The sequence below is a fragment of the Streptococcus infantis genome, from assembly GCF_019929665.1.
Taxonomy (GTDB): domain Bacteria; phylum Bacillota; class Bacilli; order Lactobacillales; family Streptococcaceae; genus Streptococcus; species Streptococcus infantis_H.
In genome coordinates, this window is the sequence record NZ_JAHZPZ010000002.1 from 25,746 (window position 1) to 42,382 (window position 16,637).

General features: G+C 36.2%; 11 protein-coding genes. 7 read left to right on the forward strand and 4 right to left on the reverse strand.

Features of this window, described 5'->3' with window-relative positions; all coding sequences use genetic code 11:
* The first annotated feature begins 8 nt into the window (after positions 1-8).
* The 5 genes from mnmL to K1I61_RS03525 are packed head-to-tail and all read left to right on the forward strand — an operon-like array spanning position 9 to position 4,713.
* Positions 9-956, forward strand: a complete 948-nt coding sequence (gene mnmL / locus K1I61_RS03505; protein WP_263284872.1) for a tRNA modification radical SAM protein MnmL/YtqA — start codon at positions 9-11, stop codon at positions 954-956.
* Positions 940-1,497 (forward strand): tRNA 5-(aminomethyl)-2-thiouridylate-methyltransferase MnmM, encoded by a 558-nt coding sequence (gene mnmM, locus K1I61_RS03510; protein WP_223333218.1) that lies wholly within the window; start codon positions 940-942, stop codon positions 1,495-1,497. The genes mnmL and mnmM overlap by 17 nt, the downstream gene beginning before the upstream one ends.
* Positions 1,490-1,744, forward strand: a complete 255-nt coding sequence (locus tag K1I61_RS03515; protein ID WP_006148185.1) for a hypothetical protein — start codon at positions 1,490-1,492, stop codon at positions 1,742-1,744. The genes mnmM and K1I61_RS03515 overlap by 8 nt, the downstream gene beginning before the upstream one ends.
* Positions 1,745-1,755: 11 nt before the next feature.
* Complete coding sequence (locus tag K1I61_RS03520; RefSeq protein WP_223333222.1) at positions 1,756-3,810, forward strand: cation:proton antiporter; 2,055 nt, start codon at positions 1,756-1,758, stop codon at positions 3,808-3,810.
* A 39-nt stretch (positions 3,811-3,849) separates the two neighbouring features.
* Complete coding sequence (locus K1I61_RS03525; RefSeq protein ID WP_223333224.1) at positions 3,850-4,713, forward strand: YihY/virulence factor BrkB family protein; 864 nt, start codon at positions 3,850-3,852, stop codon at positions 4,711-4,713.
* 67 nt (positions 4,714-4,780) lie between these two features.
* On the opposite strand, the gene K1I61_RS03530 is transcribed toward K1I61_RS03525, so the two are convergent.
* Positions 4,781-5,722, reverse strand: coding sequence for an ATP-grasp domain-containing protein (locus K1I61_RS03530; protein ID WP_223333226.1), 942 nt, complete (start codon positions 5,720-5,722; stop codon positions 4,781-4,783).
* A 13-nt stretch (positions 5,723-5,735) separates the two neighbouring features.
* The gene (locus K1I61_RS03535; protein WP_006151450.1) at positions 5,736-6,986 is read right to left on the reverse strand and encodes a dicarboxylate/amino acid:cation symporter; all 1,251 of its coding nucleotides are present in this window, start codon (positions 6,984-6,986) and stop codon (positions 5,736-5,738) included.
* Between the two features lie 245 nt (positions 6,987-7,231).
* On the opposite strand from K1I61_RS03535, the gene K1I61_RS03540 reads away from it, so the two are divergent.
* Together K1I61_RS03540 and K1I61_RS03545 are read left to right on the forward strand one after the other, a co-directional pair.
* Positions 7,232-7,591, forward strand: coding sequence for a DUF3397 domain-containing protein (locus K1I61_RS03540; protein ID WP_025170335.1), 360 nt, complete (start codon positions 7,232-7,234; stop codon positions 7,589-7,591).
* Positions 7,592-7,699: 108 nt separating this feature from the next.
* Positions 7,700-9,397, forward strand: a complete 1,698-nt coding sequence (locus K1I61_RS03545; RefSeq protein WP_223335805.1) for an N-acetylmuramoyl-L-alanine amidase — start codon at positions 7,700-7,702, stop codon at positions 9,395-9,397.
* Positions 9,398-9,433: 36 nt separating this feature from the next.
* On the opposite strand, the gene K1I61_RS03550 is transcribed toward K1I61_RS03545, so the two are convergent.
* Together K1I61_RS03550 and K1I61_RS03555 are read right to left on the reverse strand one after the other, a co-directional pair.
* Positions 9,434-9,748 carry a hypothetical protein gene (locus tag K1I61_RS03550; protein ID WP_223333230.1) on the reverse strand — a complete coding sequence of 105 codons (315 nt, stop codon included), beginning with the start codon at positions 9,746-9,748 and terminating at the stop codon, positions 9,434-9,436.
* Between the two features lie 440 nt (positions 9,749-10,188).
* A complete protein-coding gene (locus tag K1I61_RS03555; protein WP_223333235.1) occupies positions 10,189-16,620 on the reverse strand; it encodes a S8 family serine peptidase in 6,432 nt (2,143 codons plus the stop codon).
* Positions 16,621-16,637: the final 17 nt, after the last annotated feature.

The window sequence follows — 16,637 nt, forward strand, 5'->3', positions numbered from 1 at the left end:
TATTAGCTATGAAATCCTATAATACCTTGAATGATTATTATCGAAATTTATTCGGAGAAAAAACTTTCAAAGTTCCTATCGATGCCGGATTTGATTGTCCCAATCGTGATGGTACAGTAGCTCATGGAGGTTGTACTTTCTGTACGGTTTCTGGATCTGGTGATGCTATTGTTGCGCCTGATGCTCCTATTCGTGAGCAATTTTATAAAGAAATTGACTTTATGCACCGCAAATGGCCAGATGTAAAAAAATATCTAGTCTATTTCCAAAACTTTACTAATACTCATGAAAAGCTCGAAGTCATTCGCGAACGCTATGAACAAGCTATTAATGAACCCGGTGTTGTTGGAATCAATATTGGGACACGACCAGATTGCCTGCCCGATGAGACTATCGAATACTTGGCAGAACTGTCAGAACGAATGCATGTTACTGTAGAGTTAGGTTTACAAACAACCTATGAGGAAACTTCTGAATTGATTAACCGTGCCCACTCCTATGAACTCTACGTGGAAACGGTTAAGCGCTTGAGAAAATATCCAAAGATTGAGATTGTTGCCCATTTGATTAACGGCTTGCCAGGTGAAACTCATGAGATGATGGTGGAAAATGTTCGCCGTTGTGTGACTGACAATGATATTCAAGGGATTAAACTTCACCTACTTCACCTTATGACAAATACTCGAATGCAACGTGATTATCACGAGGGTAGACTGCAGCTTATGAGTCAAGATGACTATGTGAAAGTTATCTGTGACCAACTAGAAATTATTCCCAAACATATAGTCATCCATAGGATTACGGGTGATGCGCCTAGAGATATGCTAATAGGTCCTATGTGGAGTCTCAATAAATGGGAAGTTCTAAATAGCATTGAAGCTGAAATGAGACGTCGAGGTAGTGTTCAAGGATGCAAGGCTGTTAAACAGGAGTTTATGAATGAAAAGACCACTTGAAATGGCGCATGATTTTCTGGCCCAAGTCATCACAAAAGATGATGTTGTTGTAGATGCGACCATGGGAAATGGCTATGATACACTTTTTCTCGCTAGATTAGCTAAACAAGTCTATGCTTTTGACATACAGGAACAAGCTCTGGAAAAGACTAGTCAACGTCTACAAGAAGTCGGTTTGACCAATGTCGAGTTACTTCTACAAGGTCATGAAACAGTGGATCAGTTTGTAACAGAAGCTAAGGCAGGTATTTTTAATCTCGGTTATTTACCATCTGCTGATAAGTCTATCATTACTAAACCTCACACAACCATTGAGGCACTTGAAAAACTTTGTCAGTTACTTGTCAAGGGGGGACGAATAGCCATCATGATTTATTACGGGCATGAAGGTGGAGATATAGAACGAGATGCAGTCCTGGATTATGTCAGTCAGTTACCGCAACAAGAATATACTGCTACTATCTATCGCACCCTCAACCAAATTAACAATCCACCATTTTTAGTTATGATTGAAAAATTAGAAAGGTATCGCCATGGATAAACAATACCTAAAAGATAAAATCGAAGCTCTTCGTCACAACTTTGTCGAGTCAACCCAACATGAACGTGCAGTTGGTATTTTGGATGAAGCACATATGAGTAAAAAAATGCTGAAAATCAAGAAGAAAATGATTTCACTTGAAATGGAGCGTTGTCAGAAGAAAATCGAGCATAAGGACTGCTCAAAGATTGATCAAAAAATCCAAGAACAAAAGGAACTTTTTGAAAATTGTCGTAAACAAAAATAGGGAGGTGGAAAATGAATTTACTTTTTTATCTCTTGGTATTTTTACTAGTTCTTATTGTTTCTAGTACGACCAATAAGCTTCTGCCCTTTTTACCCATGCCTCTGATTCAAATTTTGTTAGGGATTGGAATTGGGCTTTGCTTACCCAACAACCAATATCATTTAGATACTGAGTTATTCCTAGCTTTAGTCATTGGACCGCTACTATTCCGAGAGGCTCAAGAAGCAGACATTACTTCTATCCTAAAACACTGGCGGATTGTCCTCTACTTGATTTTCCCAGTTATCTTTATATCAGCGCTGAGCATGGGAGGAGTCGCTCATGTCCTTTGGGCTAGCCTTCCATTGGCCACCTGCGTAGCAGTTGGTGCTGCTTTAGGGCCTACTGACCTAGTAGCCTTCGCATCCCTTTCTCAACGCTTTTCCTTCCCAAAGCGGGTCTCTAATATCCTAAAAGGGGAAGGTCTTCTGAATGATGCTTCTGGACTAGTAGCCTTTCGAATGGCTCTCATCGCTTGGACAACAGGAACATTCTCCCTTACCCAAGCCGGAAGTTCATTAGCCATTTCCATCGTTGGAGGTTTTGCAGTCGGCTTGATAACAGCCCTAATCAATCGCTTCCTTCATACCTTTCTACTCAGTGTCCGTGCAACAGATATCGCAAGCGAGCTCTTATTGGAACTTAGTTTACCTCTCTTGACTTTTTTCATAGCCGAAGAAATTCATGTTTCAGGCATCATCGCCGTTGTTGTTGCTGGTATTCTGAAAGCCAGTCGTTTCAAGAAAATAAATCTCCTTGAAGCGCAAGTTGATACAGTTACTGAGACTGTTTGGCAGACTGTAACCTTTATGCTCAATGGTTCAGTTTTTGTCATTCTTGGGATGGAACTGGAAATGATTGCAGAACCAATTCTTAAGAGTGCATTTTACAACAAAGTACTTCTCTTACTCAGTGTTTTTCTCTTGACCTTCCTGCTTTTTGCTATCCGCTTTGTCATGATCTATGGATTTTACGCATTTCGGATTAAGAAGCTTCATAAAAGTTTAGACAAATATGTCAAAGACATGCTCCTCCTTACCTTTTCTGGTGTTAAGGGAACTGTATCCATTGCCACTATCCTTTTGATACCGTCTAATCTGGAACAAGAATACCCTCTTCTTCTCTTCCTCGTAGCTGGTGTAACCCTGGTAAGTTTCCTGACGGGATTACTAGTACTTCCACACCTTTCTGAAGAGAAAGAACCATCTAAGGATCAGCTCATGCACATCGCTATCTTAAACGATGTCGCCATGGAATTAGAGAAAGATTTAGAGAACACAAAAAACAAGGTTCCACTCTATGCGGCTATTGACAATTATCATGGACGTATTGAAAATCTTATTCTTAGTCAAGAAAACAAAGAAATTCAAGAGGACTGGGAAGCTCTTAAACTCTTGATTCTCAGTGTTGAAAGCGATGGCTTGGAACAAGCCTATGAAGAAGGAAAGATTGGAGATCGTGCTTATCGTGTCTACCAACGCTACTTGAAAAGCATGGAGAAAAATATTAAGCGGAACTTTGCTTCTCGACTAACCTACTACTTCCTTGTCTCCATACGCATTCTTCGTTTTCTACTTCATGAATTGCTCACATTTGGGAAAACATTCCGTTCGTGGAAAGACAAGGAAAAACAGAGACTTCTTGCCATTGATTATGACCAGATTGCAGAACTCTACCTAGCCAACACTGAAATTATTATCGAGAGTTTGGAAAACCTCAAAGGGATTTATAAGAGTTCTTTAATCAGCTTTATGCAGGAATCTCGTCTTCGCGAAACCAGTCATATTACGAGTGGTGCCTTTGTGGAACGGGTTATCAATCGTATCAAACCCAATAACATTGATGAAATGCTTAGAGGATACTACCTTGAACGTAAGTGTATCTTTGAATACGAAGCTCAAAAACTCATCTCAGCTCAGTATGCTAAAAAGCTACGACAAAATGTCAATAATTTAGAAACCTATTCTTTGAAAGAATCTGCTAATACCTTACCTTATGATATGATGGAATTAGTTCGAAGAAATTAAAGTCTATAGAAAACAAGAGAAAAACTGGAGGATTGTAACATGAAAAAGTTGTGGAAACAGCTGACTGATAGACCCTTATTAAAAGCTTTTTTGCACTACTATCAAGCCTCCGATAGTGAGTTAACTAGCGTTGCTGTTGCCTACTATTGGTTGATTTCAATCTTCCCTTTACTCATGATAGTGGTCAATATCTTACCCTACTTTCAAATTCCCATCTCAAACTTTCTATTAACAATCAAGGAATTTTTACCAGATACAATCTATGAAGTTGTTGCAAAAATTGTCAGAGAAGTTCTGACTCAACCATCAACAGGTTTACTAAGTTTTGCTATCTTATCAGCTCTTTGGACTTTCTCCAAATCCATGGATTTTCTTCAGAAGGCCTTTAATAAAGCCTATGGAGTTGCAAAAAATAGAGGAATTATCTCACACCAGCTGATGAGTCTCTTGGTTAGCTTTGGCCTTCAAATTCTCTTTGCCCTTGCCTTATTCCTCAGTATGTTCGGCCATATGTTATTGGACCTGCTTAAAAACTACTGGAAATCCGAGAGTGCTCTGTTTTCTTATCTACAGGATTTTACAGGACCGCTGATCTATGCCTTTCTTTTTGCTACCGTGATTATGCTCTACTATTTCCTACCAAATGTTAAAGTAAGTCGGATTCGATACGTCATACCTGGAAGTCTCTTTGTACTAGTTACCACTATTGCATTATTAAACATCTTTGCAGCTTATTTCAACAATTATGTCAATTATCTCGTTGACGTCAGATTTTTCAGTTCTATCGTCGTTGTTGTGATGATGTTCTGGTTCATTATCATTGCCAAGATATTGATCATCGGTGCTGTCATCAATGCCAGTGTTCAAAGCCTAAAAGACCCCGACTTTAAAGCAGATCAATAAGATTTCATCGATTACACAAATCAATCCCCCAGTCATTTGATACTGGGGGATTTTTGAATTTCCTACTTTATTGTCCACTAGTGAGGGCTTGCAATTCTGTTTTTAGATACTGAGCCAAATGTTGGTGAGCAAAAATAGTGGCATTTTTTTCTGCGGTCGGATTGTAGTTGGTGTTGGTATTTACATCATAGACATAAATGTCTCCACTCTCTGATTGAACCCATTCAATCGCCGCAACTTCAATCTGAGCATTTTTCAAGAAAGTCTCATAAGCTTCTCTCCGGTCATCTGGTAGAGGTTCCGTAATCTGGAATTTTTCAGACGTTTCTAGTTGCTCCGGTCTCTTACCGATTTGGCAACCATCTGCTGGACACAGTTGGAATCCATCTGAAGAATCGATCGAAACAGTATAAAGGAATTTTTGATTGATAAACTCTGAACGACGGATACGTCCATCACTTGGTTTGATGTAAGCTTGTAACAAGGTAATCCCGTCCACTGATGGTTCAAAGAGAGGACTATTGACATAAGCTGCCAGTTCCTCTTCATTTTGGAAGAGTTGAACGCCTAATCCCTTACCTGCTCGATTGTGCTTGGTAATCAAAGGATAAATGTTTAATTTTCTTGCTGCTTCAATAATGTTCTCTTGACCTAAAACCGCAACTGTTGCAGGAGTCTCGATACCAGATTCGTTTAACTTCAAATATTGTTTGATTTTACTAATTTCAAGGTTGATAGCACCGGTACCATTCACAACTTTGCGTCCGTGTGCTTCTAACCAAGTAATCACTTGCTCTGTAAATTCTGGCGCATAACGATGTCCTCTTGTGTGTGAAGAGGCAGACATACGATTGTAAAAGATACCTTGCGGCGGTGGGCTTTGCAAATCTAAAATCCCACTAGACAAATCCCATAGTTCATAAGGGACTTCTAATTCTTCCAACCATTTCACTAAATGTTGAGTCCATTCTAGATTCTCATGAATCACATAAACTTTTGCTTCACTCATTATTTATATCTCCTTAAGAAAAGCTGACTGATAATTGGCTTTCCTTTTCTTCCTCTAAAATATATCCTTCTGTTTTTTCAATAACGCTGACTGTTAAGATTTGACCCAAAACATTGATCATGGTACGGCCTGCATTGACAAAGAAATCAACTGCAAAAATCAAGGCCACTCCTTCAACTGGCAAGCCCAATTGAGGTGCTGCAGCTAATAAAACTACGATAGCTCCTGATGGTACGGTTGCTGCAGTTTTTCCAATCAAGGTCAACAATAAAACAGTAAACAAGAGACTTGATAAAGAAAATTGAATACCATAGGCGTGGGCGATAAAAATTGTCGCTACTGAGAAATAAACTGCTGCTCCTTCTAAGTTAAAAGTATATCCTAAAGGAACAACTAAATCAATTGTATGCTCGTCATGCCCCTGTTTTTTCAAATCTTTAAGTAGTGATGGCAAGACCACACTAGAACTTCCAGTAACAAAAGCCAGAGTCAAGAGACTCCAATTTTCACGAAAGGCTGATAAATACGGCACTTTAAAGAAGAAAGCAATCAAAGGAAAAATAAGGAGAACCAAAACAGCATAAGCCAGATAAGTTCCAATGACAAACTGACCAAGACCAATCAACTTGTCAACACCAGTAGTTGCAACGTCTTTGGCGATAAATCCAAAAATACCAATCGGTGATAGTTTGATAATTACTGCAACAATCTTGTAAATGGCTTCAATCCAGATTTGGAAACCTTCGATAATCTTCTGAGATTTATCAGACTTAAGATTCCCAATTCCGTAACCAAGAAAGATTGCAAAAACGATAATTGGCAATAGAGCGCCATCTGAAAGAGATTTAACGATATTTGATGGAATGAAACCAAGCAAAAATTCGCTGAACTTGACATTGTTAGCAATCCCATCAAGGTTTCCACCAGTTTGACCGATATTCACTCCTTGACCAAATCCTAAATAGTAACTAGCAAATACAAACAAAAGAGTAATGGCAGTTGTTACGGCAAAAAAGTAAACCAAACTCTTGGTCAAGATTTTTCCGAAAGATTTTTTTCCGATAACTCCAGCTACTGCAACAACGATGGTTGGGAAGATTAGCGGAATGATAACCATATTGATCAATTTGATAAAGGCTTGACCTAAAAATTGATAAAAGCCTGCAAATTGTGGCCAGATAAGGGCAGCGATAACACCCAAGACCAAAGACACCAATAATTGAATGCCTAGTGAGAGTTTTGACCATAAAGTAACTAATTTCATAAGAAACTCCTTTGTTTTATTTGCTACTCATTCTACTACTATTCTTCTCTCCTGACTAATATATATTTTTTATTGTCACCATAAAAAAGATTTATAATGAAGGTTCAAACTACTTAAACTTTACAAAGTAAATCACATTGATGTTTGATATAGTATAAAAAATCAGTTTCTAAACAAAAATTTTTAGAAAAACACTGTTAAATCAAGGAATATGCTTTTCTTTTATTCAAATTTTATGATACAATATTGTTATGATTTTAATGAAACTCGCTTCCGTCTTGCTTTTAGTACTAACCTTGGCTTTGGCTATTATCTTTAGTAGATTTTTTAAGTTAAAGAAAAAGGGGATTAACTTTGCAGATTTGGCTTTTCCTTTTCTGATTTTTGAGTACTATTTAATCAGTGCAAAGGTTTTTACCCATAATCAACTTCCCATTTTGGGGGCAGCCCTATCTTTGTTGGCAATCATTTTAACTTTTTTCTTCCTGAGCAAAAAACGTAGCTTTTATTATCCAAAATTCCTTAAATTCTTTTGGAGAGCTGGATTTCTACTCACATTGCTCATCTACATCGTTATGATTGTTCAAATCTTCATGATGAAATAAAAATAAATTATGCCAGCACCTCAATAGTTGGCGACTAGTTCTTCCACATGAGGTGCTTTTCTAATGACATTTTAAAAGAGATTATTAAAAAAATAGGAGATCAAATAAGTGAAAAAAACGCTCTTGGCAAGTGCCATCACGCTTACTTTTCTAGGATTCGCAACAAATCCAGCTTTTGCTGAAGAAAAACACCTACAAACTACTACAGCAGAAACGACACAAGAAACTACAACTACAGAAAAAGAAAAAAAGAGCACACCTTCAACCAAGGAAACTCTTCCTTCAACAGAGGCAAGTTCAAGCCTGCCTACAACATCTACTACAACTACAACTACAACTCCAAGTACAAGTTCAGACAAAAAGGAAGAGACAAAAGCTCCAGAAGTCAAGAAAAATGGTTGGGTATTTGAAGAGAATATCTGGCGCTTCTATGAAGCAAACAAACCTGCTCTCAATTGGAAAAAAATTCACGGCAAATGGTACTATTTCGATAAAAATGGAACCATGCTTGATAATACTATTTTCGATGGATACATTCTAACTTCTAGCGGTGCTATGGTTGATAGCGGCTGGGGTAAAATCAAAGACAAATGGTATTATGCTAATCCATCTGGAAGAATTGTTAAAAAAGATTGGAAAAAGGTTAGTGGGGTTTGGTACTACTTTGATAAAGACGGTATCATGCTCAGCAACACTATTTTCAATGGCTATCTCTTTACCAATAGTGGTGCTATGGCTGAGAGCGCTTGGGTTAAACAAGATGGCAAATGGTACTATGCCCAAGCTTCTGGTAGCTTAATCAAAAACAAGTGGGATAAAATCGGTGGGGTTTGGTACTACTTTAACAAAGATGCCACAATGGCAAGCAACCAATGGCAAGGTAGCTACTACCTAAAAGCTAGCGGTGCCATGGCTGAAAGAGAATGGATTTTCGATAATAACTACAATAGTTGGTTCTATTTAAAATCAGGTGGTGTCTATGCTGCGCGTGAATGGATTGGCTCCTACTACCTCAAGTCCGGTGGTTACATGGCTAAGAGTGAATGGATTGATGACAGCTATTACAATGCCCGTTACTATGTGGATGAAAATGGTGTCTATGTAACAGGAACTCGTAAAATCAACGGAAAAACACAGCAATTCCAAAGTAATGGGAAATGGATTGGCGAAATTCCTGTAAGTCGTGGATTTGAAAAAGGAAAATACACGAAGACTGTTTTCTTAGATCCAGGACACGGTGGTAGAGATCCTGGTGCTGTTTACTATAACACGAATGAAAAAGACCTCACTATGCAAGTTTACAAGAAACTTCGCAAGGAACTCGAGGGGCTTGGTTATACCGTTCTTTCTTCGAGAGATAGTGATGTCTATGTCGACTTTATCACTGAACGTTCAAAAATGGTGAATAGTACAAACTCAGATATTTTCATTAGTATCCACTTTAATGCTAGTGGCAACCCTGCTTCTAATCGTTCTGGAATTCAGACCTATTCTTACGAAGACGCTCCGGGCTATCGCGCTAAGATTAATCCTTACTGGCATAACCATCCTGATCGCATCAGTGAAAGTAATCGCCTTGCTGCTGATAACCACTCTTCACTCCTAGCTGAAACAGGTGCTAAGGATGCTGGCCTCCTCCAAAGTAGCTTTGCTGTTCTTCGAGAAACAGATAAACCAGCAGTTCTCCTAGAGCTTGGTTATATGGACAATTTCAACGAAAACCAACAAATTCGTAGTGATGCTTACCAAAATAGATTGGTGGCAGGTATTGTCAAAGGTATTCAAAAATATTACGCAGGCAAATAAAGAAAAAGCCTCGAGGAATCTCGAGGCTTTTTTGTATTATGCTTCTTTCTTATTAGCGTCAGGAAATAGAAATCCAATCCCCACACAAGCCAGAACACCAGCACCGATTACCAACCCACTTGAAAGTGGCAAAATATCAAGAATAGCATTTGCAATAATAAAAGCAATAATCAAGCACATGAGACTAGCTTTATAATCTTTTTTCACTAGATTCTCAAGAGTAAAGAATAGAAATAGACCTACTGGAAAGAGTGCCCAGATGTTAACATCCAAACTTGGCCATCCAACTAAACCAAAATACAAAACTGCTGCTGCAACGACTAAAAATCCGATACCTACTACTTTTTTCATGATATAACCTCATTTTCTATTTTGTTAGGAAGTTTAATCCCCCCTTGACAATTACTACTATAACAGAAATAAAAAAAGCAAACAATAGGTTTTGCCTATCTGGTAGTCATGATAGACTATGTGGTCAGAATTTTATAAAAGAAAAAGGAATTAAGTAACCAAACGCTACTTAATTCCTTGAAATTGTCTCATCACCTCTATTAACCTTTAAATTTTGATAGACTCTATTTTCTAATCAATATGACCAATATTGTCAAGACTAACCCTTTCAATCAATTCATTACTTACCTAAACTAAGTCCATTCATAAATCCAAAAAGGGTATCAATATCAAAGCAAACTAACTAATTGAGTTAAAAATGACTATTTTCACAAAACTGTTTCATTATCACACTAGCTAATCTCAGTACATAAACCAATTTTTTATCTATAGCTTTTGTCCTAATCTTGATCTTTTTTCTTCAATCCAAGGAGTGATCCTACTATAAACAATATTCCAGCAATGAATGGTGTAAGAACTGCTCTAACTGTTCCAGTTTTTGGCAACCTATCAGAATTGTTAGTAGTTGATTTACTATCGATATCGGTATGTTTATTAGCTATGCTCTCTTGTTCATTAAGATAAACTTCCTTCTTATTTTCAAAGTTTTTATCATTTTTACCAGAAACAATACTGTTGACATCATTAGTTGAATCAGGTTGTGTTTTTTCTTTCTTTTTCGATACATCAAAAGTAGGTTTATTTTCCTCCTCCTTTTTCTCCTCTATTTTCTTGAATACAGGTTTTATAAGGGTATCTTTTGACACATTAATAACATAACCAGCATCTTTTTTACCTTCGAAACCAGAAATTTCCCAGCCATCAAATTGATATCCTTTTTCTAATTCACCCTCATAGACAGGTAAAATGAAATCTTCTTCCGACACTATCTTAGAACTCATTTCTTTTCCATTTTGAATGGTCACAGTCACCGTATGAGGTTTTAATTCGCTTACCTCTCCCGTATCCTTGTTTAAAATGAATTCTTTTACGGTCGTATTTCTTGCGAAATCTTTTACAACAATCTTAATGTTTAGTGTCTTATCTGTTAGTTGTTTAATATCATCAAATGATTTATATTCTTTTCCATTTACATAAATATGTTTGTCTTGAATCTCACCATCGAATCCATTATTTCTTTTATCATTGATGTTAAAGACAACAGATTTTCCGTCAGCATATTCAATACTAGTATTTCCCTTAGGATCAATGTTTACTTCTGGTTTAACATTATCATATAAAAATTGATAGTGTACTCCAACCGCTTTCGCATTCAAATCGCTATAGCCAGTTTTAAGATAAACATTTCCATCCATATCTGTTACCTTATCTGGAAATCCGTTTGCTTTATAGTCTTTCATTCCCCAGTCCATGATGTCACCGTCTTTAACATTAAGCTTAATGTTAAAATCTCTAGTGTTATCAATGTGTAAATCTCCGTAGATTAAATAATTATCTACAACCGATTCATTCACTCGCAACTCCCAGTTAAAACCACCCTTATCAGAAATCTTACCTCTTAAATAAAATTCTGGATTTCGTACATAAATTTTATTAGATTTAGATGGATTAAAGTAGTTCTTGTCCATTGAAAGATTTACTGGTTTTGCATCAATAAATAACGTAGAACCATCTTCTTTTATAGCTTCTACATTGGATTTATCCTCCCCAGTGTACTCTTTACCATCCTTACCAAATAATACAAGTTTAGAAGAATCTGTTACAAGATTTCCATCTTTATCGATTGCCTCCCCTTTATCGTTCATTTTAAAGGTAAACACTTGATATTTTACAATGTTAAAGCCGTCCAAAGCCGACATTAATACGGATTGAGTACTTCTTCCATCTTCAACATTTCTACTATCAGCATAAATTATTTTTTCTGAAAGGACTCTTAGATTAGGATTGGCCTTTTGTATTTTTGCTATATCTTCCTGGCTATAGACTCCATTTCCTTCTAACATATCCGTTTTTCCAGGATTATAGGTAGTCACTTTTAGTGCATAGCCTTTTCTTAGAATGATGTTATCCTTTAACAGATATTGTTGTTTTTCTGAATCAGAATAGATTTTACCAGATTCCATTTCAGTTAAATTGTTTGGTTTGTTTTTTGAAAGATCTCCTTCTCCTAATTCTATTACATTCCCATAACTTGATGCATAGGGATATTCTGTTTTAGTTTCCTTATTTTTTTCAGGCATTCTAATTTTAGTTTCAGCTTTTATCTGATCATCATCTTTAACAAAGAATCTCATATCTCCTGCAAAAGCTAATCCATCCACAATATCATTAATATTAGCGTATAAATCAAATGTCATCGTTTTTGAGTGGGAATCATACTTGGTCGTTTTGATTTCTATAGATTTATAATTATTTCCATAATATACCTTGGCATTTTTAGAAACATTACTGATCTTTCCAAGAATTTCAAAGTGTCCATCTTTAGACGGGCTTAGAACACCATAAATTTTTGATTTTATTTCGTCAAGTTTTTCAGTTTCATATTCTAAGGCACTACCATCGTCATAAGCAATGATATTTCCCTTATCATCGTATTTATAATCGTATTCCTCTGTTCTCTTACCAGTTTCACTTGTAAAGTCATCAACTTCTCTAAATTTCTTTTTAATGAGTTTCTTTAAGTCTTTACTTTCAAACTCTCTAATTGTTGAAATCGTTTTATGAATAGTCAAGCTAGATTTTTCTTCGATAGACTCTTCATTGTCTTGATGATTTTCTTCCTCAGTTGTATCTTTTTTAAGACTATCCTCTTTTCTATTTTCTAAATTTTTAAATTTAGATTCGGCAATCTCGCCAAGCTTTTGGTATTTAGATGAATCCTGATCAGGATCTACTAGATAATAGGAAATCATCCCCTTTTCATCAGCATGATCAGCAAATTTAATTCTATGAATCTTTGTGAAATTGCTAGAGCCATCTAGTGCAATGACTTCAATGATTTTTCCTCTTAAATCTCCCGCACCATTAATTTCATAAATGGTATTTCCATCTTTGTCAAGTTTTCTGTTTCTTCCTTGACCCTCACCTGCATAAGTTACTTCAAGATTTTTCTCAACCTCTCCGTCTTCATTAACCAGAGCGGCGCCAGCATACCAAACTTCGTTTGCAATCTCGTCAAATTTTTCAGGATGTTCTTTTTGATCTCTCGCAAATAGCGTTTCATTCTTATACTGATCTTTTACCTTGTGATAAGTATCCTTTGTAATCAGCTTAATTTTTTCAGGATTTGAAAAATCAATTGAAACAATCTTAGGAGCTGTGTTATCAATTTTTACAGGAATATAGGAAACCTGCCATGGATAATCTTTAGTTAATCTATATTTAAATTTATAGAAATATTGACCTTCCGCAATCGGTTCAAATTGACCTCTTATCCTAGTAGCAGGATCTTGGTTATCCTTACTTTCAGGTGCATTTTCTTCTCTACCTCTAGGGTTATAAATGAGTCCATCCCACTTCAAGTCACCCCAAACTTTTAGCTTAGAAGATTTGATTCCCTTTGCATCATTTCTCTTAGAGTTTAAAATTCCTTTAATAAAGTGTTCTCTCGAAATGACTTTTAAGTCGATTTGATTTTCTCCCTCTTTATTTGTATTTACTATTGAAATCAATCCTTCTTCTGCACTTCTTAATACAAGTGGAGAAGGTGTTAATCCTCTCTCAAGTTGAGCATCTTGAGGATTTCCATTTGAATCTAAAGGATAAATTTTAGCAATATTAGAACCACTTGATGATGGTGCGTTGATCCCTTCGTTATTGAAAGCAAATAATTCTGGATTTTGATCTAGGGATGTTGTATTTTTATCTTTTCTATTTTGTATAACTCCTGCTGGATTAAATTTATCTATACCATGTTCTCCACCAATTCCCTTATTTAAGGTTCCTGGAATTTTTGGTTTACCATCATCATCATAACCTTCCATTGTTTTTGATTTTGATCCTTCTTCCCAAGCCCATTTATCAAGGATTGGTTCGTGGTTCCAATTCCCAGCAAATCCCATTAGAGGCATCGATAAAGAAGGTTGGAAATTTGTTTTCTTCCCGTTGGAGTTTAGAGCTTCTATTTCTTCCACTGACTCAAAATGAATAAATGATTCTACAAATTTATTTTTGTTTTTAGCCTCTCCAACATTTATAACCGCATTTAAATCAAAGCTAGAATTTGCTCCTATGGTAATAGTGTCATGCTCAAATGTAATATTTGCTCCTTTGATTTTTTCTGGATGGATTTCTGGAACAATTTGCTTCCCATCTGGAGATTTTTCGTCTTTATATGTTTCATCGAGTTTTAGTCTGTCAGTTAGAGCATCTGTAGTTATAGCAGATGCTGAAACTTTAAAGGTCAAAGGTCTGTTTGATGTATTGTGAAGCTTAATTGTAAAGTATTTTTTATCTCCTTTTATTTCTTTAAGAGAAATAGAACCATAAGAGTTTACCAAACCTTTAGAATCCGTGTTTTTGAAAGTCGCTACAACCTCATTTCTCAAAGCATTGGCAACATTAATTAGACCTGCTCCCTGTTGTCTAGGTGATGCAAAGTATTGACTTTTTTCTTTCCAAGAAGTCGCATCCATCATAGGCCGTGCAGTATTTTGTAGGGCTATTTTTGTAAGACTTGTAAGGTCTATTTTGTCATCTCCCTTAAGATTTTTCAATACAGGTCTTTCAAGCATTTCCTTTAACTTTGGTCTAATCAAAACAGTAGAAGCTGCCACGATTGGAGTTGCCATACTAGTCCCTGACATATAACCATAAGTTGATTTCCCATTAATGACATTGAGAGTGGATTTAATATTTTTACCTGGTGCTGAGACATCAGGTTTTAAAAGCAAATCTGTTCTCGGTCCCCAAGATGTGGATCCTGCTGGAACTATAACATCTTCTTTATACAATTCTTTGTCTGTGTCAGGTGCAAACTTAAAGTCAATTTCTTTTTCGTCACCTACATTCGGTTTATTAGAATTATAGCCGGCCATATCAATTGGATAGTATTGATCCAATTTATCTTTGAAATCTTCCTTACTATTTCGTTTAACCTCAGTTTTTTTATCAGGATTAATCATGTTCCATAGCTTTACACCATCATCTCCTGAAATTGAAAATACTTGACTTTTAGTCCCTTCATCCGCTTCATATCCCATGGCTGGAAGCTCTGTCCAATTATCTCTATTGTAGTAATTGACAGTATTTACAACCATAATGGCGCGTGCGCCCTTATCCGTTGCTCTTTTAAAAGCATCTTTTAAATCCTTGGTATAAATTCGATCCATTACTGCAATTTTGCCCTTAAGATCCAATCCTATCAAATCTTGGTCTTGACCTTTACCTATATATACAAATTTCAATTTACTAGGAGCTTTTGAACCGTCTTCATTTGTTGTGATTTTATTCTTATCGAAAAAGGCCCCTATATTTCTGTATTTAAAATTTTCTCCACCTATGTTGACTTTATCAAACTCAACTGTCTGATTTTTAGCAGAAGCGACCGCTATCGCATCTTCATGTGCTGCAGTTCGTGTTACATTTCCAGTGTCGGTCATTTTCAGATTATTATTTGCCACCAAATCCCATGAAGAACTTGAAGCAGAAGTTGCATAGTTACCCGTAGCTACAACCATTGGAATGCCTGCTTTTCTTAACGCCCTAATAGCTTGCCAATATTTCTCACCTACAAGGCCCGTTCCTGTAAAGCCAGATGATACTGAAACAACATCGACATTGTGTTTGATTGAATCTTCAATAGCATGAAACATTGTTTCATCCCCTGCGAACCCAGATCCTGCGTCAGAGTACATTTTATAAGAGAAGATCTGTGCATTAGGAGCAATTCCATCTATTCCGTTAAAGTTTTTAATATCTTTTTCAGTATCATTTCCCGCAAGAATCCCTGCAATATGCATCCCATGTGGATCAAAATAATCGCTTCCATCATCAGCTTTTTCTACAGTGATTTTACCACCATTATAATAATTGAAAGCATGAGGGATTTTATCACTCAACCAGAAATTTTTATCAGTACCTTTTAAGTCTTCTTTTTTGAATCTCATTGAGCCTTTAGCATCATCATCAATTCTCATGGCCTTATGCCTATAATCTGTCCCGGTATCGATATTTGAAATGACCATACCTCTACCATCAAAATTTTTACCAAATGGAGCATTGATAGACTTTAGGTAATCAATTGCCTCTTCAACTCCAATTTCCTTTCTAGCATGATTCATCATTGGCTGGACTTTTTGTGATCGTTCAACCGATGAGATACCTTCTATTAGTTTAATTTTGTCCAGATTATCTGGGGTTGTTTCAATAGCACTACCGTTAAAAATCCTATCATAAGTATATAAAACTTTTGTATCCTTAAGATTGGATAATTCCTTGATTGCTTTTTCTCCAGATGCTTTATCTTTAAATTCAGCAATATAGACAAGTTTATCCTCTTTTTTGGGACTTTCTGGGTCTTTACTTGCAGACGAGTCCGCTTTATCTCCTTGAGATTGATTGGAATCTTCTTTGATTGTTGCTTCTTCATTGCTAGTTTTATTATCTATCTCAGGATTTTTACTAACAACTTCTTTTTCCTCAATAATTGTTGTTTTCTTCTCTTCAGTATCCTTTGAAGTTTCTATAGCATTAGGAATATTTTCATGTTTTTCTTTATTTTCTGTTTCCTTCTCTACTACTACTTTTTCTTTATCAGAGATATTTAAAGCATCTTCAGAGTTAGATGTATCTGCTAAGACTACCTCATTAGGGACATATGCTGCTAAAATAACTGCAGCTGCAGTTAGTGACAATACTGTACTTTTTTTCATTTTAATTCCTTACATAT